Here is an 18,178-nt window from a genome sequence, read left to right on the forward strand (position 1 = left end):
CCTCTCCTCGGAGCAGTACTCCGATGTCGTCGACGATATGACGCGTGGCGGACCACGTCCTGCGGCCGCGCCATCAGGGAAGACTCCGGCGGCTGTACCCAGCTGTGACAGCCAGGCACAGCAGGCCCATGGCCGCCATGCCCGCCAGGAGCGCCGGATAGGGGGCGGTGCCCGCGCCCGCCGTGAGGGCGAGCAGGAGCGGTGTGAGGAAGCCGCTGTAGGTGGCGCCCTGGTAGAGGACCGCCGTCGAGGGGTGGGCCTTCGGCGGCATGAGCCGCTCGATCTCCATCAGGCCCGCCGCCGGAGTGAGCCCGTAGCCGGCCCCGAGCAGGGCCGCCGCGGCCATCACGAGACCGGCGGAGTTCTGGTGCGCGGCGATCGCGCCCACCGTGAGTCCGCCGATCACGGTGACCATGCCGGTCAGAGTGGCCCGCGCGCTGTGCGCATGGTCCAGCCGTACGGCCAGGGGCTGGACGACGATGCCCATGGTGAGCGTCAGCGCCGTCACGAGACCGCTGAAGAGCGGCGCGTATCCGGGAACCCGGTTCGCCACCAGTGGCGGCAGCACGACGTACGCCACGGTCGCGGCGCCGAAGACCGCCGGGCTCGCGGGAAGCACGACCCACAGGAAGCGCCTGTTCCCGACGACCGCCCGGTGCAGGTCCACGATGCGGGACGGCACCGGGGCGGCACCGGGTGCCGGCGCCGTCTCCGGTACGCGGCGGGTCGCGCCCAGCACCAGCAGGGCCAGCAGACAGTGGGCGAGGCCGGGCAGCACCATCGGATGCGGCAGCCACTCGGCGAAAGCGCCCGCCGTCACCGCACCCGCCGCGAAGCCACCACCGGTGGCGTACGTCGCGCGCCGGTCACCGGCATCCGGGCGTCCGGCCCAGGCCGACAGCTCCCGAAGCCATTTGGTCCCCGCGGTCAGGACGACACCTGCCGCGAATCCGGTGGCCAGCCGGCTCAGGTAGACGGCGCTCGGGCTCACCGGCGCCGCCGCCAGCAGGGCGCTCGCGGCGGCGGACAGGGCGAGGGCGGGCCGGACCGTGAGGCATCGGCCGAACCTGTCCGCGGCCGGGCCGCCGAGCAGCAGGCCGGGGAGCAGACCCAGCAGGTAGGTGGTGAACATGGCGGCGACCGGGACGGGAGGCCAGTGCTCCTGCGTCCGGTACACCACCGCGAGCGGGGTGAACTGGTTCGCGCCCCACCCGGCGGCGAACACCGCGGCCGCCGCCGGAAGCCAGCCGCGGACGGCGCGAGATGCGGGCATGCAGGCAAGTACCTTTCTGAACACGGCGCTTCGGCCCGCCGTCGCGGCGGGCACTCCGAGGACTCCGACACTCCCTGAACTGCCTTGGAGGTGCCGTGTGTTGGGTCAGCTCGGAGTACCGACGGGCTCCAGACGCACTACAACTCCCTTGGAAGTCGGGCAGTTGCTGATGTCGGCGACGCTGTCCAGCGGGACCAGGACGTTCGTCTCGGGGTAGTAGGCCGCGGCGGAGCCGGGGCTGGCCGGGTAGGCGACGACCTTGAAGTTCTCGGCGCGCCGCTCCCGCTCGTCGTGCCAGACGCTGACCAGGTCGACCATGTCGCCGTCCTCGATGCCGAGCAGCTCGAGGTCGGCGGGGTTCACCATCACGACACGGCGGGCGTTGTGGATGCCGCGGTAGCGGTCGTTGGGGGCATACCAGATGGTGTTCCACTGGTCGTGCGAGCGCAGCGTCTGGAGCAGCAGGTGACCCTCCGGCACGTGCGGCATCGTGAACTCGTTCTGCGTGAACACGGCCTTGCCGCTCGGGGTGTTGAAGACGCCGTGGTTGGCCGGGTTGGGCAGGTTGAAGCCGCCCGGCTTGGACACACGCTCGTTGAAGTCCTCGAAGCCCGGGATCACGTGGGAGATCCGGTCGCGGACGGTGCCGTAGTCGTCCTCGAAGCCCTGCCACGGGATCCCGTACTTGTCGCCGATGGTCGCGAGGGCCATGCGGCTGACGATGGCGACCTCACTGAGCAGGTCGGGAGAGGCCGGCGGCAGCTTGCCGCGGGAGGCGTGCACGTCGCTCATCGAGTCCTCGACGGTGATGAACTGCTCGCCGGTGGCCTGGAAGTCCTTGTCGCTGCGGCCCAGGGTGGGCAGGATCAGCGCGGTCTCACCGCAGACCGTGTGGGAACGGTTGAGCTTCGTCGAGACGTGGGCCGTCAGGCTGCAGTTGCGCATCGCCTGCTCGGTGACCTCGCTGTCGGGAGTGGCCCGTACGAAGTTGCCGGCGACACCGAGGAAGAACCTGGCGCGCTTCTCGTACATGGCGCGGATGCCGTCGACGGCGTCCAGGCCGTGGTGAGTGGGCGGCGTGAAGCCGAACTCCTTGCCCAGGGAGTCCAGGAACTTCTGCGGCATCCGCTCCCACACCCCCATCGTGCGGTCGCCCTGCACGTTGCTGTGGCCGCGCACCGGGCACGCGCCCGCACCGGGCTTGCCGATGTTGCCGCGCAGCATGAGGAAGTTGATGACTTCGCGGATGGAGGGGACGCCGTGCTTGTGCTGCGTGAGGCCCATCGCCCAGCACACGATGACCGACTTGGCGTTCAGGACGCGCTCGAAGACCTCGTCGATCTCCTCACGGGAGAGGCCGGTGGCGTCGTAGATGTGCTCCCACGTGACCTCGCGCGCGTGCTTCTCGAAGGCCTCGTAGCCGATGGTGTTCTTCTCGATGAAGGCGTGGTCGATCACCGTGCCCGGGTTGGCGTCCTCGGCCTCCAGGAGCAGCAGGTTCAGGGCCTGGAACAGGGCGAGGTCGCCGCCCGCCCTGATGTGCAGGAACTGGTCGGCGATCTGTGTGCCCTTGCCGATGATGCCGCGCGGGCGCTGCGGGTGCTTGAAGCGGAGCAGGCCGGCTTCGGGGAGCGTGTTGACGGCGACGATCTTGCCGCCGTTGCGCTTGGTCTCCTCCAGGGAGGACAGCATGCGCGGGTGGTTGGTGCCCGGGTTCTGGCCCACGACGAAGACCAGATCGGAGTTCTCCAGGTCGTCGAGCGAGACCGTGCCCTTGCCGATGCCCAGGGTCTCCGACATCGCGGAGCCGCTGGACTCGTGGCACATGTTGGAGCAGTCCGGCAGGTTGTTGGTGCCGTACGCGCGGGCGAAGAGCTGGAGGAGGAACGCGGCCTCGTTGTTGAGGCGCCCCGAGACGTAGAACAGGGCCTCGTCGGGGGAGGTGAGCTGCTTGAGCTCCTTGGCGAGGATGCCGAACGCCTCGTCCCAGCCGATCGGCTCGTAGTGGGTCGCGCCAGGGCGCTTGACCATCGGCTCGGTCAGCCGGCCCTGCTGGTTGAGCCAGTAGTCGGACTTGGAGTCCAGCTCGGCGATCGAGTGCTCGCGGAAGAAGTCACGGGTGACGCGGCGCGAGGTGGCCTCGTCGTTGATGTGCTTGGCGCCGTTCTCGCAGTACTCGTTCATGTGCCGTTTGCCCGGCGCGGGCTCGGGCCAGGCACAGCCGGGGCAGTCGATGCCCTTGGCCTGGTTGATGTTCAGCAGCGTCAGCATGGTGCGGCGCGGGGACGTCTGGCCGAGGGAGTACTCCAGCGCGTGCGTCACGGCGGGGAGACCCGTCGCCCAGGTCTTGGGGGGCGTGACCGTCAGGTCGTCGATCGGGTCCTCGATGCTGCTGCTCATGATCTGGTCTGCCTCTTTCTTCCATGCACCTGGGCGGACGGGTCCCCGGGAAACGGCGGCCTGTTCTGCGTGTTCGCTTTTACCGCGGTTTACTCATGCGCGCCGGATACGTTTTCGCGTCATCGCCGCGAGAGAAGCTTCCTGCAATCTGCGTGGCGCGTCAAAGAGGCATTTCCGATCACCTGATAGGTACCGCTTATCAAGGAGGATTCCCTTGTCCTGCCTGGGGTCTGAGGCTCGATAGCCCCGACCGATCATGCCATCGAGAACCCCTCTTTGACTTCTTGGGGAAACCTTTCCATGATGATCGACGAGTAAGGAAAAGGTGGAGTGGAGAAAGGCTTCGGATTCCGACCCCTGGATAATTCGCGAACCTTGGTCTCTAATGTTTCACCAACCCCGGCTACCGGTATTTCATGGGAGGGCGCAACCGTGCTTGATCACAGCGACGAGCCGACCGGGACCGGTCAGTCCCGGCGCCACCGCGCGGAGCGCCTTGCCGTCGTTCCGTCGCCCCTCGTGGACCGCTTCGGCCGGGTCCACACGGACCTGCGGGTCTCGCTGACCGACCGCTGCAATCTGCGCTGCACGTACTGCATGCCGGCCGAGGGGCTGAACTGGCTGCCCCGTGCCGAAGTCCTCACCGACGACGAGGTGGTACGCCTGGTCCGCATCGGCACCGAGCGTCTCGGGATCACCGAGGTCCGGCTGACCGGCGGCGAGCCGCTGCTGCGCAGGGGCCTGCCCGGCCTGGTGGCCCGCCTGTCCGCCCTGGACCCGGCTCCGGAACTGTCGATCACCACCAACGGCATAGGCCTGGCGCGCAGCGCCGACGCACTGCGGGAGGCTGGGCTCAGCCGCGTCAACGTCAGCCTCGACACACTGCGCCCGGAGCGGTTCGCCGAGATCACCCGCCGCGACCGGATCAAGGACGTACTGGCCGGACTCTCGGCCGCCCGCGACGCGGGTCTGAATCCGGTGAAGATCAACGCGGTGCCGGTGCGGGGAGTCAACGACGACGAGATCGTCGACCTGACCGCGTTCGCGACGGAGCACGGGTACCACATGCGGTTCATCGAATCGATGCCCCTGGATGCGCAGGGAGCTTGGGACAGGGACCGGATGGTCACGGCCGCGGAGGTCCTGGAGCGGCTCGGCGAGCGCTTCGAACTCGTGCCGGTCGGGCGGCAGGACAACGCGCCCGCGGAGGAGTGGCGGATCGCGGGCAGCGAGGCGCTGGTGGGTGTCATCGCCAGTGTCACCCGCCCGTTCTGCGGCACGTGCGACCGTGTGCGGCTGACGGCGGACGGGCAGTTGCGCAACTGCCTCTTCGCCACTGAGGAGTCCGACCTGCGGGCCCTGCTGCGAGGCGGCGCCGACGACGCGACCGTGGAGGCGGCCTGGCGGACCTCGGTCGGCCGCAAGGGCCCCGGCCACGCGATCAACAGCCCGGAGTTCCGCCGCCCGGAACGCCCGATGTCGGCCATCGGCGGCTGACGGGCCCCACCCCAAGAGCCTCCGCCGCAGACAAGAGGCAGACAAGAACGAAGGTGAGCTGGATGCGTAACAGGATCGAGGACGTCAAGTCCGAACTCGACGTCGACCTTGACGTCGCGAACCGCAAGCTGACGGCGCCGGCCGAACGCTGGGCTGCCGAGCCCGAGAACAGCGCGGGGACCGCATGACCCCGGCCGGCGCGCACACCCTGGACGGCACGGGCGGAGTGCGAGTGGCGGCAGAGTCCCACATGGTCTGGGAGCAGGCCCGGCGGATCGCCCGGGACTGCGTCGGACAGCCGCTGCCCGTCGTCCCCCGATCCCTGGCGGACGCGCTCGGTCACACGCTCGCCGAACCGCTGACGGCGCTCACCGATCTGCCGCCGTTCGACACGTCCGCGATGGACGGCTGGGCCGTGGCCGGACCGGGACCGTGGCTGGTGGGCGGCGCCGCCGTCCTCGCCGGCGACCGGTCCGCGCCGCTCCGCGACCACGGAACTGCCGTCCCCATTGCCACCGGCGCCCGGCTGCCGACAGGCGCAACAGCCGTGCTGAGAAGGGAACATGGCGAGTTCGACGCCGAGAGCGGCACGCTGCACGATCGCTCCACCGGGCCCGGCGCGGTGGCTCCGGGCCGCGACATCCGGCCGCGTGGCCAGGAATGCCGTGCGGGCGAGGCGCTGATCCCGGCCGGCATCACGGTGACCCCGGCCGTGCTGGGACTCGCGGCGGCCGCCGGGTACGACCGGCTCGCCGTACACCGCCGCCCGACCGTCGAACTCCTGGTGCTCGGCGACGAGTTGCTGGAGGCCGGCCTGCCCCGGCACGGGCGGGTACGCGACGCGCTCGGACCGATGCTGCCGCCGTGGCTGAGAAGTTGCGGCGCCGACGTGATCGGGCGCCGCCGGGTGGCGGACGACCTGGGGCTGCTGCGGGAGGCCGTACACAACTCGCCCGCCGATGTCGTCGTCACCACCGGCAGCACCGCCGCAGGCCCGGTGGACTTCCTGCACGCCACCCTCGAAGAGGCGGGCGCCCGCCTGCTCGTCGACTCCGTCGCCGTACGGCCCGGCCACCCCATGCTGCTCGCCGAGCTGCCACCCACCCCCGACGGCCGCACCCGCCGGCTGGTCGGTCTGCCCGGCAACCCACTTGCCGCCGTCGCCGGCACGGTGACGCTCGCCGCGCCGCTGCTGCGACACCTCGGGGGGCACCCCGACGCGGAACCCCGCCGGATGCGCGCCGCCACCGAGCTGCCAGGACACCCGCGGGATACCCGGCTGCTGCCGGTGCGACGCACGCACCACGAAGTGGCACCGCTCCCGTTCGACGGCCCGGCAATGCTGCGCGGCCTCGCGTTCGCCGACGGCCTCGCGGTCGTCCCGCCCGGCGGGGTGCCCGCCGGGGCCACCGCGGAAGTCTTGGAGGTGCCGGGACAGTGACCGCGTGGGGACACCCGAACGAAGACCGGAGCAGCTCGACAAGAACAGGAGGCGCAGCAGTGGCGACGCCGATGACGCCGGCCGGAACCATCCGCTACTGGGCGGCGGCCAAGGCCGCGGCCGGTACGGCGCAGGAGCCCTACCGCGCGGCGACACTCGCGGAGGCGCTGGCACAAGTCCGTTCCCGGCACGACGGCCGTCCGCGGTTGGCGCGGGTGCTCGGCTACTGCTCGTTCCTTGTGGACGGCCGCCCGGTCGGCGGGCGCGACCACGCTTCGGTCCACCTCGCCGAAGGGGGAACGGTCGAGGTACTGCCTCCGTTCGCGGGTGGCTGATCACCACAACTCGCCACGCGCAAGCCGGAGTTCATGCCGCTCCTGCACGCACCGCAACGCCTCCCGACCCCAGGAACGAACCATGCCGCACATCCCGGACCTCTCAGGCCACCACCCCGTTCAACTGCTCGCACTGCGCGACACCCCGCTCTCCCTGGACGAGGTGTACGAGGCTGTGGGCGATGCCGCCGCCGGAGGTACCGCCGTCTTCGTCGGAACCGTGCGCAACCACGACGGCGGCAGGTCGGTGGATGCCCTCGAATACAGTGCCCATCCCGCCGCCGAGAGCGAAATGCGCCGGGTCGCCGAGAAGGTCGCCGCCGACTTCCCGGTCAGCGCCCTCGCCGCCGTCCACAGGACGGGCCGTCTGGAGATCGGCGACGTCGCGGTGATCGCGGCGGTCTCCTGCCCGCACCGCGCGGAGGCCTTCGCTGCCTGCGCCCGCCTCGTCGAGGACCTCAAGCACGAGGTGCCCATCTGGAAGCACCAGTTCTTCTCGGACGGCGACGAGGAGTGGGTCGGCGCCTGCTGACGCGCCGCCGCTGGTCGGTATGGGTGTGGAGCATCCGCAACCGGCTCCAGGGAGTCGTGACCGGGACCGCGCCCGGCCCGCCGCGCGGGATGCCCGGCCGTCACATAGGGTCGCGGTGCTGCTACGACGAGGCGGGAGTGCCCATGGCAGGACAGTTCGAAGCGACGTTCGTGGTCGCACGGTCCGTCGACGAGGTCTTCGAGTACCTGGCCGACGGTCGCAACGATCCGCAGTTCAGCCCCCGGGTGCTGAAGATCGAGCGCGTACCCGACACCCCGACCACTGTGGGCACCGTCTTCCGGAGCACCGTGAAGGACGCAGGGATGAAGTCCGCGAGGGAGTTCCGCATCACCGCCCTCGACGCCCCCGTGAAGATCCGGTGGGCCGAGGTGTCGAAGAACAGCGTGATGGCACGCGAGGGCGGCTACGACCTGGAGCCGATGCCCGACGGCGGGACCCAGGTCCGTATTTTCAACGTGCTGGAAGGCCATGGTGTGGGCAAGCTCCTCGTCGGCCTGGCGCTCTCCGCCGCCCGCACGGACGCCGACGCCTTCGGCGCCAGGATCAAGGCGGCGACCGAGGCGGCGATCGCTCCACGTTGACACCCCGTTGATGCGGGCCCGCGCTGACACCCTTCACACGGGCCCGCGCCGGCATGTCATGCGGGCCTGCACCATCGCCACGCCGCGTCACGCGACCCACTGGCGAAGAACTCGGAATTGTCACCATTGGGTCCCAGCCCGAGCAACGCCACAACCTGAGCGACCCGCGACCGGTCTACCTGGCAGAGAACGCTTCGAGCGCATCGAGCGCCCTGCAAGGAAAGGCCCGCCATGGGGGACATACGCAGACGGGGAGCCGTCGCACTGGGGATCACCGGACTCGTCGCGCCGCTGACACTCGCGCTGGGCGCCGCGCCCGCGCAGGCCGCGAGCTGCACGACGTCGACCGGTCCCTATCAGAAGCAGGTGGAGGGGTTCCTCGGCCGGCCGGTCGACGGAAAGCAGTCCGCCGCCGACTGCAAGGCTGTCCAGGCATTCCAGAACAAGCACGGCATCAGCCCGAACATCGGCTACGCGGGGCCCGTCACGTGGGGCGTGATGGACCTGATGAACAAGCAGAAGGCCGTCGGCAGCAATCCCAACAAAGACGGTAAATGCCCCGTCAACAAGGGGCGCATCGCCTGCGTGAACCTGACGCTGCAGCTCAGCTGGATCCAGGACGGCAAGAACCTCGTCTACGGGCCGGTGCCGGTCCGCACCGGCCGTAACGGCTACGAGACCCGCACCGGGCTGAAGAAGATCTACTGGCGGCACATCGACCACGTGTCGAGCATCTACAACGTGCCCATGCCCTACAGCCAGTTCTTCGACGGCGGCCAGGCCTTCCACTCGGTCGGCGTGAGCATGTGGAACCCGCCCGGCTCGCACGGCTGCGTGAATATGACCAGTACCACCGCGAAGAAGTACTGGTCCCTGCTGAAGACGGGTGACGACGTCTACGTCTACGGCCGCAAGCCGGGCACCTGAGCCCAGCGGGCGGCCGCGAGTTCCCCCTGTTCGCATTCCCCTAGTCTTATGCCTTCCAGGTACGGGAATTGACGGACAGTCATGGAACGGAGCGTGCGGTGACGTCGGGGGAAAAGAACGGCAGCGAGCTGATCGGCAAGGTACTCGGGGGGCGTTACCGGGTCACCTCGATGATCGGGCGCGGCGGCATGGGTGTGGTCGCGCGGGCGGTGGACGAGCTGCTCAACAGAGAGGTCGCCGTCAAGATCCTCAGAGCCTTCACCGACTCCTCCGCGTCCGATCTGGCCGGTCTGCGGGTCCGCATGCAGCGGGAGGCGCAGGCCGCCGCCCGTATCCGCCACAGCGGTGTGGTCACGGTGCACGACGTGACCGAGGAGGAGGGCCTGCCCGTCATCGTCATGGAGCTGGTCGACGGGCCCTCGCTCGACGACGTGCTCACCGAGCGCGGCGCGCTGGAGCCGCACGAGGCGGCCGCGATCGGTGCCAAGCTGATGGACGCGCTCGACGCGGCGCACCGGGCGGGGGTGCTGCACCGCGACGTCAAGCCCGGGAACGTACTGCTCGAAGACGGCGGTCGTGTCGTGCTCACCGACTTCGGCATAGCCAGCATGGAGGCCGCGGGCGACGACGCCATGGACAAGTTGACCCGCAGTGGCCAGCTCGTCGGCTCCCTCGACTACCTGCCCCCGGAGCGCGCGCAGGGCAAGGAGCCGGGCCCCGCGTCGGACATCTGGTCGCTCGGCATGACGCTGTACGCGGCCGTCGAGGGCACGTCGCCGTTCCGCCGTACGTCGGTGTGGTCGACGCTGGCGGCGATCGTGAACGAGCCGCTGCCTGAGTCGGGGCGGGCGGGGGCGCTGGCGCCGGTTCTCAGGGCGCTGATGGCGAAGGACCCGGAGAGCCGGCCGGATGCGGGCCAGGCGCGGGAGATGCTGGAACGGGTGGCGGCGGGCAGCACGGTGAGCTTCGGGCCCCCGGCCCAGGCGCAGGCCCCGGCTGTTGCCCCCGCGCCGCATACGGTTCATCAGTCCGGGCCCGGGTTCGGATCTCCTGCCGCGCCGTACCCTCAGCCTCCGCAGGGCGGCGGCTACCCGACGCCGGGCCTGGCGAGCACGCTTCCCCGGACCGGCGAGCCCCACGTGGGACGGGCGGCGAGCCGCGCCTCCGGCCGCGCCCGGCGCCGCAGCCGTGCCGTCATCGCATCGACGGCCGCGGCTGTGGTGATCGCGGGCGGCGGCATCACGTACGCCCTGGTGGGCACCGGCGGCGACACGAAGTCGGACGAGGCCCGGACGGCGCCGACGCGTTCCGGTGCCTCGCAGGTCAGCGATCTGCCGAGCAGGGGCAGCGTGGGCGGCGGCGAGAAGTCGCCGAGCGCCTCGTCGTCGGCGACTTCGCAGGCGCCGTCGCGCACACCGTCGCAGCGGCCGAGTGAGGCGGGGGGTGAGGGCGCGGGCGACACGAAAGACGGCGGTGAGTCGTCGGCGCGACCGAGCAACGACGGCGGTACCACGGCCTCGCAGCCGCCGGCCCCTCCGACGGCCAAGCCGAGTTCGGTGTCGAAGAGTTGCAGCGGCTGGACCCACCGCGACCCGAACCCGGGCACGTACGGCTACATGTCCGGCAGCTACCACATCGTGACCGGGCCGTACCAGACGTGCTCGTCGGTCGCCCTGGCCGAGAACGGCTCCAAGCTCTGGTACCACTGCTCGGTCGTCAACGCATACGGCCACAACTGGACGTACGTGCGGGTGGCGGGCACGAACACGTCGGGCTGGATGTCCAACGACAACCTCACCAACCAGTCGGGGGCGTCGACGCGCTGCTGAGCGCGCCCCTCTTGTACCGAGGCCTGTTCATGCAGTGAGCCGGCGGTGTCGCGCGGCGCTCCCGGCCGAGTGGTGAACGTACTCGTGGACCAGGCGGAAGCCGACAGCCCAGGCGAGCAGCCGACTGGCGCGGTTGAGGACCGGTGGCAATGACTTCGCCGGCCGGCGCCGACGACCAGGATGTCGTCCTCGCCGCCGGCGGTCTCCATCAGCGCCTGGCCCGGGGTGCCTCGCGCGACAAGGGCGCTCACCGGGACGCCCGGGTCCGGTGCTGCCGAACGCGTCGTCGAGCGCGGCACGCCCACGGAGGGTTTCCCGCGGGCAGACCTTGAGGGCCGGTTCCATTTCACTCCTGGCCCGGGGCCTGCGGACAGCCCGAACGCCACTTCTTGGCGCTCCTCTGACGGGTGTTTCCACCGTCGGTCGCTCCTCGCGTCAGCGTCCCGTATGCGTCGCCCCGATCACCGTCAGCGTCCCGTTATGAGGTGTCGGCGAGCGGGGGCGTGCGGGCATAGCTTCAGCGGTGAGCCCCGGGCGGCCGTCGGAGTCCGGGGCTCGCAAACCCCGCACATGAATCACCCCGGATCCTCCAGGAGGCATCCCATGGCACAACCCTCGTACCCCGAAGACCCGGAGCCTCTTGATCGGTTCCCGGCCGGACCGTTGTTCGTTCCGGTCCGGCCGGGACCGGCAGGATGCGCGGCCCGGCTCTTCCGTACCCCCCTCGGCGACCGTACGGCCGTCGGCTTCACCTCGGAGCGGAAGCTGACCGCGACGCTCGGGTCCGAGCAGCCGTGGATCAGGCTCGCCGAGCCCGCGCTGCGCGCGCTGGCGGCGCCGCTGGGAGTCACCACGGTCACCGTGGACCCCCAGTTCTCGGCGCCGGCTCCCGCGCCCGCCAGGCCCGTGGCCCCCGTGCCGGACGGGGCCTCCCGTTCACGCGTGAGCACATGGGATCCGCAGGCCGTCGGGGCACTGCGGGTGACCGGCGCCGCCGCGCTCGTCTCGGCGCTCGCCCTGTGGATCGGTTGAGAGGGAAACGCACGATGACCACTGTTCACGAACCCGCAGTCACCACCGCCACCGCCGACGAGTTGTCGGTGTGGCCCGCCTCCACCACCGAGCCCCACCCGGGCGACCTGGCCGTGGGCGGCGTACCGCTCGCCGGGGTCGCCGACCGCTTCGGCACCCCGGCCTACGTACTCGACGAGGGCGAGGTACGCGAGCGCTGCCGCACCTACCGGCACGCATTCCCCGACGCCGAAGTCCTCTACGCGGCCAAGGCGTTCCTGTGCCGGGCCATGGCCCACTGGGTGGACGACGAGGGTCTTGGGCTCGACGTCTGCTCGGCCGGTGAGCTGGAACTCGCGGTCACCACCGGGTTCCCGCCCGAGAGGATAGTGCTGCACGGCAACGCCAAGTCCCCGCACGACCTGGAGTCCGCGCTGCGCCTGGGCGTCGGGCGCATCGTGATCGACAGCCCCTCCGAGATCGCCCGGCTGGCCGCCGCGGTCGGGCCCGACGGACATCAGAAGGTCATGGTCCGCGTCGTGCCCGCGATCAGCGCCGGTGGCCACGAGAAGATCCGCACCGGAACCGACGACCAGAAGTTCGGCCTGTCGATCTCCGACGGCTACGCCCAGCACGCCATCGCCCGCATACTGGACCAACCGCAGCTCGAACTCACGGGCCTGCACTGCCATTTGGGCTCGCAGATCACCAGCGTCAAGCCGTATCTGGCAGCCGTACGGCGCATGGTGGGGCTGATGGCCCGGCTGCACGAGCAGCACGGCCTCGTCCTGCCCGAACTCGACCTGGGCGGCGGACACGGAATCGCCTACCGGCCGGGTGAACAGGCCCTGGACATCACCACCCTGGCCCGCAAGGTCCGGGCGGAGCTCACCGAGGCGTGCGCGGCGGCCGGACTCACCGTGCCCCGCCTGATCATCGAGCCGGGGCGCGCCATCGCCGGACCGGCCGGTATCGCCCTCTATCGCGTACTCGCCGTCAAGCGCACCGGCGCACACACCTTCGTGGCCGTGGACGGCGGCATGAGCGACAACCCTCGGCCGGCGCTCTACGGCGTGCGCTACGCGCCCCGTCTGATCGGCCGTCACAGCACCGCGGACCGGACCGCGATGACCGTGGTGGGCCGCCACTGCGAGGCCGGAGACGTCCTGGCCACCGACGTCGAACTCCCCGCCGACGTACACCCCGGAGATCTGCTCGCGGTGCCCGTAGCCGGCGCCTACCACCTGTCCATGGCGTCCGGCTACAACCTGGTCGGCCGCCCGCCGGTGGTCGCCGTGGACGACGGCCGCGCCCGCCTGCTGGTCCGCCGCGAGTCCCTGGACGACATCCGCAGCCGCGACGTGGGGCTGTAGACGCCGGTCCTCCTGTACAGCCTCCGGTCGAGTGACGGTCGGCCCTCGACCGGAGGCCCTCAGCGACCCCTGCCTCCCGTGGGCGCGAATCCTTCGCCACCACCGCGGGAATCGCTCAGGCCGTCACGTAGCGCGCTTCGATCCCCGCGATCACCAGGGCGAGACCGTCCTCGAAGTGCTGCTCGTAGTCCTCGAAGATCTCCGCGCCCGCCGCCGCCGACAGGGGGAAGTCGGCCATCCGGCGGGCGCGTTCGTCGATGTCGTACCCCTCGCGGCGCTCGCCCGGCAAGGGCTGGACGCCCTGCTCCTCGGTGACGAAACCGAGGGTGTACATGTACGCGGTCGTGGTGGCCCGCACCGCCTGGGTGAGCGTGAACCCGGCTTCGGTGAAAAGACGCAGCGTCCGCTCCATCTCGACCGCGTGCAGCGTGCCGGTGAAGCGCGAGCCGCTGAAGACCTTGGCGCCGTCGCGGTGGCTCAGGAGCGCGGTACGCAGTCCGCGGTTGGACGTCAGCAAGCGCTCCCGCCAGGTGCCGTCGGGTGTGAGCGGGTCGTCGGCCGTCATACGGCGGTACATCTCCGTCGCCATCTCGTCCAGCAGCTCCTGCTTGTTCTTGAAGTGCCAGTAGAGCGCGGGCGCCTGGACGTTCAGCTCCTTGGCGATGGCGCGGAGCGTGAGGCCGTCGAGGCCGACGTCGTTGAGCAGGCGCAGAGCGGTGTCGACGACCTGCGTCTTGTCCAGCTTGGGGGATCTCTGGGTAGCCACACTTGACAGTTTAACGCCGTTAAGCGCATGCTGCGAAGCATGGAACTTAACGACGTTAAGGAGCTGGTCATGGACACCCGTGCAGACACGATCACGCACACCGAGGTCCTCGTCGTGGGCGCCGGCCCGACCGGCCTCGCCCTCGCTGCCGACCTCGCCCGGCGCGGGGTCGACGCCCTCGTCGTCGAGCGCGCCGACGCGCTCTTCCCCGGGTCGCGCGGCAAGGGCATCCAGCCGCGCACGAGGGAGGTCTTCCACGATCTCGGCGTGCTGGACGCCATCCATGCCGCCGGTGGCCCCTACCCCGTCGGGATGATCTGGCAGGACGGCACGCGGGTCGGCGAGCACAGGATGTTCGACCCGGCGGAGCAGAGCGACGACTCTCCGTACACCGAGCCGTGGATGGTGCCGCAGTGGCGCACGCAGCAGATCCTGTTCGAGCGGCTCATGCAGCTCGGCGGCCGGGTGGAGTTCGGGCGTGAGCTGGTGGCGGTGGAACAGGACGCGGACGCCGTGACCGCGCACTTCGCCGCCGGAGAGCAGGTCAGCGCGCGGTACGCCGTCGCCGCCGACGGCGGTCGCTCGACCGTGCGCCGCGCGCTGGGCATCGGCATGACCGGCGAGACCGTCGACCCGCACCCGATGCTCGTGGCGGACGTGCGCATCACGGGCCTCGACCGCGACAACTGGCACGTCTTCCCGCCCCGAGAGGGGAGCGACGGCTTCCTCGCGATCTGCCCGCTCGCCGGCATCGAGGACTTCCAGGTGACCGCGCAGTTCCCCGAGGGAACCGTGCCCGACCTCTCCCTCGACGGCATCCGCAAGGTCGTCGCCGCGCGCTCCCATCTCGCACCCGAGGATGTGACCGAAGTGCGCTGGGCCTCGGACTTCCGGCCGCGGGCCGCGCTGGCCGACCGCTTCCGCGCCGGGCGCGTCCTCCTGGCCGGGGACGCCGCGCACGTCCACTCGCCGGCCGGCGGCCAGGGGCTGAACACCAGCGTCCAGGACGCGTACAACCTGGGATGGAAGCTGGGCGGGGTGCTGCGCGACGGCGCCCCGGAGTCCCTCGTCGAGACGTATGAGGAGGAGCGTCGCCCGGTCGCCGCGCACATGCTCGGTATTTCGACGGGCGTGCACCGCGGGGAGATCCGCCGCGGCGAGGCGACCCGCCAACTGGGCCTGGGTTACCGCGAATCGTCCCTCGCGGTGGACACCCGCACGATCGCGGGGCCGGTTCGCGCGGGAGACCGGGCGCCGGACGGAACGGTGGACGGCGTCCGCCTCTTCGACACCTTCCGCGGCCCGCACTGGACGCTGCTCACGGTGGGCACGGACACCGAACTCCCTGAGCTCGGCGTCCCCACCGTCCGGATCCCGGCGTGCGAGGTGTACGGCGCGGGCGTGTACCTGGTGCGGCCCGACGGCTATGTGGGGTGGGCGGGCGACACGGCCGACGGACTCGCGGAGTACGCGCGGCGGATGGGCCTCTAGGGCACGCGGGCGACCCCGACGTAGAAGCCGCTCAGCTCCGCCTCGGGTGCGGGCGTCTCCTTGTACCACTTCGTCGAAGTGACCAGCCCCGGCTCCACCAGCTCCAGGCTCTCGAAGAACGGCTCGACCTCGGCCCGCGTACGCATCCGCAACGGGATCTCGCCCTGCCGGTACGTGTTCTTCACCGTCTTCGCGAGGTGTGGGTGCTCATCGGTGGTGCCGTGGGAGAAGACGAAGTAACTGCCCGAGGGCAGGGCGTCGATGAGGGTCCGCGCGAGAGCGTACGGGTCCTCCTCGTCGGTGATGAAGTGCATCAGGGCGAGCATCGACAGCGCGACGGGCCGGGTGAAGTCCAGGAACGTACGGGCGTGGTCGAGGATGACCTTGGGCTGACGGACGTCTGCCTCGATGTAGTCGGTCGCCCCCTCCGGAGTGCTGACCAGGAGCGCTTCCGCGTGCCGCAGCACGATGGGGTCGTTGTCGGTGTACGCGACCCGCGCCGACGGCACGATGCCCTGCACGATCTGGTGCAGGTTCGGCTTCGTCGGTATGCCCGTGCCGACGTCGAGGAACTGATCGATGCCGTTGCCGGCCAGCCAGGCCGCCGCACGGTGCATGAACGCGCGGTTGCGCCGGGCGCTGAGGCGCGACTCCGGCGGCAGCTTCTCCCCGACTTCCTGATCGACCGGATAGTTGTCCTTGCCGCCCAGCAGCCAGTCGTAGACACGCGCCGGGTGGGCCCTGCTCGTGTCGATGCGGCTTCCGGAGGACTGTGCCGTCATGCGTGACTCCAGCGTGTACTAGATCGCTGACCGACGCACCGGGACCGCTGCGGGCACCCTGGGTCGGGCCGTGAAGGACCTGGCGATTATGTCACCGGCCAGGCCTTCGCGCAGAGCTGTCAGGGAGGGGCGCGGGGGTCATCTCGCGTGCGGTGACTGCACGTTGGGGCGGAGATGCGGGGGACTCGGTACGGCGGGCGGCGCCTGCGACGCCGTACCGAGCCCGGCTCCTCAGTGCGGCGGTCAGGCCGTGGTCAGCGTCAGGCCGTACCGGTTGAGGATCTCGTTGATCGGCTGGTACCAGGTCTCGCCGCCGCCGGAGCAGTCGCCCCAGCCGCCCGAGGTGACACCCTGGGCCTGGTCGCCGCTGATGAACGAGCCGCCCGAGTCGCCCGGTTCGGCGCACACGTTCGTCTTGGTCATCTCGTGCACCGCGCCCTGGCTGTAGTTCACGGTCTCGTTCTTGGCCAGCACATTGCCGCAGTGCCAGTGCGAGGTGGAGCCCGAGCGGCAGATGGACGCGCCGATCGGGGCCTCGGCCGAGCCGCGCACCAGCTGGTCCGGGACAGTGCCCCAGCCGAGGACCACGGGGACGGTCCACCAGCCGCTGCCCACGTTGACCCAGGCGTAGTCGTTGTCCGGGAACGACGACCCCTGGAAGTTGCCGATGTACGAACCGTCCCAGCCGTTCACTGCGGCTCCGGCGCCGCTGCAGTGGCCGGCTGTGACGAATCCGCCGTTCACCGAGAAGCCGATCGAGCAGCGGACGTTGCCCGTGTAGTAGGGGTCGCCTCCGACCGTGCCGGCGGCGAGGGTGCGGGGTGCGTGGGCCGTCTTCTCGACGGTGACAGGGCCGGCCTCGCGGGCCTGCGCGAGGAAGTGCTTGACATCGTTGTCGCCCTGCTGTCCGGCCAGGGTCTCGATCACGATCCGGTTGGACGCCGGATCGACGTGCCAACTTGCCACGCCCTTGGGTGCCTTGAGGGCGTCGATGCGTTCCTTGGCCGCGTCGAGCTGTTTGGCGCTGTACTTCACCAGCTTGGCCTCGGCGCCCGTCGACCGTACAGCCGCGGCCTTGCTCCGGTCGGTGACGGCCACGGTCAGGCGGCCGCTCTCCGGTGTGAACCAGGCGCCGCCGTAGGACGATCCGGCGGCTCGCCGTGCCTTTTCTTCGACGGCCGTGGCCTTCTTCTCCGCGCTCAGCCGTGCCTCGGCCTGGCTTTTGGTGAGGCCGAAGTCGCGCTGCATGGCGGCGAGCACGGACCCGGAGGCCGGCGCCTTCTCGTCCGCGGGGGTGGCGGCACCGGCGGAGGCCGGTATGAACCCGGCGGACACTCCGGCGACCAGTAATGCGGACAGGGCGATGCGCAGGGATTTCGTGCGTCTCATGGGGTTGGCCCTTCGTTGTTCCAGCATCGTGGGGGTGGAACAGCAAAGCCTGGGAGCGCTCCCAGGAAATGCCCGCTGGGAGCCTATCGAAGGATCATGGGCAGGTCCATGCCAATGCGATGCCCTGCTGACACGCCCTGCTGAGACCGGACTGGTGCGTGCGTCGCGGTAGCGGGCTGTGCGGGCCAATCGCCTGAGGCGGAAGGGCAGTTGAGGGTGTCCGTGGCGGGAGGTGTGCCGCCACGCGAGCGGCAGCATCTCCGTGGCGTCCGGGGCGGTGTACTGCGCCATCGAGTGTGCTTCGTCGGAGGGAGGCGGCAGACGGTCCAGCCTGCCGTGCTGCACCAGATGGCGCACGTGCTTGTACTCCGCCACCGACGCGGCCGCCTCACGGAGTTCGTCCTCCGGCCACCAGATGAGATCGCCGCCGATGCCCAGCGCTTCGGCCATGGCGACATCGAAGCGGAACCGCAACTGGACCGTGCGCCCCGTGAGCTGGTTCGGCGCGTCGGCCAGTCGGCGGACGACCC

At 70.5% G+C, this 18,178-nt stretch carries 16 protein-coding genes; 11 read left to right on the forward strand and 5 right to left on the reverse strand.

Translation table 11 applies throughout. The features are described 5' to 3' along the window. Window positions 1–73: 73 nt before the first annotated feature. Window positions 74–1,273 (reverse strand): MFS transporter, encoded by a 1,200-nt coding sequence (locus CG723_RS10900; RefSeq protein WP_100593077.1) that lies wholly within the window; start codon window positions 1,271–1,273, stop codon window positions 74–76. A gap of 105 nt (window positions 1,274–1,378) precedes the next feature. Continuing rightward, window positions 1,379–3,673: an FdhF/YdeP family oxidoreductase gene (locus CG723_RS10905; RefSeq protein WP_100593078.1), complete on the reverse strand. Its 2,295-nt coding sequence runs from the start codon at window positions 3,671–3,673 to the stop codon at window positions 1,379–1,381. 519 nt (window positions 3,674–4,192) lie between these two features. Between CG723_RS10905 and moaA the strand changes: the two genes are divergently transcribed. The 10 genes from moaA to lysA all read left to right on the forward strand — a co-directional run bounded on the left by moaA (window position 4,193) and on the right by lysA (window position 13,220). Beyond that, window positions 4,193–5,170 (forward strand): GTP 3',8-cyclase MoaA, encoded by a 978-nt coding sequence (gene moaA / locus CG723_RS10910; protein ID WP_234374305.1) that lies wholly within the window; start codon window positions 4,193–4,195, stop codon window positions 5,168–5,170. 62 nt (window positions 5,171–5,232) lie between these two features. Continuing rightward, entirely contained in the window at window positions 5,233–5,358 is a 126-nt protein-coding gene (locus CG723_RS48660) for a hypothetical protein (RefSeq protein ID WP_267893694.1), read from the forward strand. Next, window positions 5,355–6,611, forward strand: coding sequence for a molybdopterin molybdotransferase MoeA (locus CG723_RS10915; protein ID WP_442802535.1), 1,257 nt, complete (start codon window positions 5,355–5,357; stop codon window positions 6,609–6,611). The genes CG723_RS48660 and CG723_RS10915 overlap by 4 nt, the downstream gene beginning before the upstream one ends. Window positions 6,612–6,682: 71 nt before the next feature. Further along, window positions 6,683–6,946: a MoaD/ThiS family protein gene (locus CG723_RS10920; protein ID WP_100593806.1), complete on the forward strand. Its 264-nt coding sequence runs from the start codon at window positions 6,683–6,685 to the stop codon at window positions 6,944–6,946. A gap of 82 nt (window positions 6,947–7,028) precedes the next feature. After that, window positions 7,029–7,478, forward strand: coding sequence for a molybdenum cofactor biosynthesis protein MoaE (locus tag CG723_RS10925; RefSeq protein WP_100593080.1), 450 nt, complete (start codon window positions 7,029–7,031; stop codon window positions 7,476–7,478). Between the two features lie 143 nt (window positions 7,479–7,621). Next, entirely contained in the window at window positions 7,622–8,080 is a 459-nt protein-coding gene (locus CG723_RS10930; RefSeq protein WP_100593081.1) for an SRPBCC family protein, read from the forward strand. Window positions 8,081–8,311: 231 nt separating this feature from the next. Beyond that, window positions 8,312–9,007: a L,D-transpeptidase family protein gene (locus tag CG723_RS10935; RefSeq protein ID WP_100593082.1), complete on the forward strand. Its 696-nt coding sequence runs from the start codon at window positions 8,312–8,314 to the stop codon at window positions 9,005–9,007. Between the two features lie 98 nt (window positions 9,008–9,105). Then, window positions 9,106–10,836, forward strand: a complete 1,731-nt coding sequence (locus CG723_RS10940) for a serine/threonine-protein kinase (protein WP_199841719.1) — start codon at window positions 9,106–9,108, stop codon at window positions 10,834–10,836. A 603-nt stretch (window positions 10,837–11,439) separates the two neighbouring features. Continuing rightward, window positions 11,440–11,868: an SAV_915 family protein gene (locus tag CG723_RS10950; RefSeq protein ID WP_100593083.1), complete on the forward strand. Its 429-nt coding sequence runs from the start codon at window positions 11,440–11,442 to the stop codon at window positions 11,866–11,868. A gap of 14 nt (window positions 11,869–11,882) precedes the next feature. Further along, entirely contained in the window at window positions 11,883–13,220 is a 1,338-nt protein-coding gene (lysA, locus tag CG723_RS10955) for a diaminopimelate decarboxylase (RefSeq protein WP_100593084.1), read from the forward strand. A 115-nt stretch (window positions 13,221–13,335) separates the two neighbouring features. Here lysA and CG723_RS10960 read toward each other — a convergent pair whose 3' ends face one another. Continuing rightward, window positions 13,336–13,986 (reverse strand): TetR/AcrR family transcriptional regulator C-terminal domain-containing protein, encoded by a 651-nt coding sequence (locus CG723_RS10960; protein WP_100593085.1) that lies wholly within the window; start codon window positions 13,984–13,986, stop codon window positions 13,336–13,338. 69 nt (window positions 13,987–14,055) lie between these two features. On the opposite strand from CG723_RS10960, the gene CG723_RS10965 reads away from it, so the two are divergent. Next, on the forward strand, window positions 14,056–15,477 hold the full coding sequence (locus tag CG723_RS10965; RefSeq protein ID WP_100593086.1) for an FAD-dependent oxidoreductase: 1,422 nt from the start codon (window positions 14,056–14,058) through the stop codon (window positions 15,475–15,477). On the opposite strand, the gene CG723_RS10970 is transcribed toward CG723_RS10965, so the two are convergent. Next, window positions 15,474–16,259: an SAM-dependent methyltransferase gene (locus CG723_RS10970; RefSeq protein WP_100593087.1), complete on the reverse strand. Its 786-nt coding sequence runs from the start codon at window positions 16,257–16,259 to the stop codon at window positions 15,474–15,476. The two genes, CG723_RS10965 and CG723_RS10970, sit on opposite strands and share 4 nt — an antisense overlap. A gap of 243 nt (window positions 16,260–16,502) precedes the next feature. After that, the gene (locus CG723_RS47490) at window positions 16,503–17,648 is read right to left on the reverse strand and encodes a S1 family peptidase (protein WP_100593088.1); all 1,146 of its coding nucleotides are present in this window, start codon (window positions 17,646–17,648) and stop codon (window positions 16,503–16,505) included. Between the last annotated feature and the right edge of the window lie 530 nt (window positions 17,649–18,178).

Origin of the sequence: Streptomyces sp. CB01635, assembly GCF_002803065.1 — a bacterium.
In the GTDB taxonomy this organism is placed as follows: Bacteria; Actinomycetota; Actinomycetes; order Streptomycetales; family Streptomycetaceae; genus Streptomyces.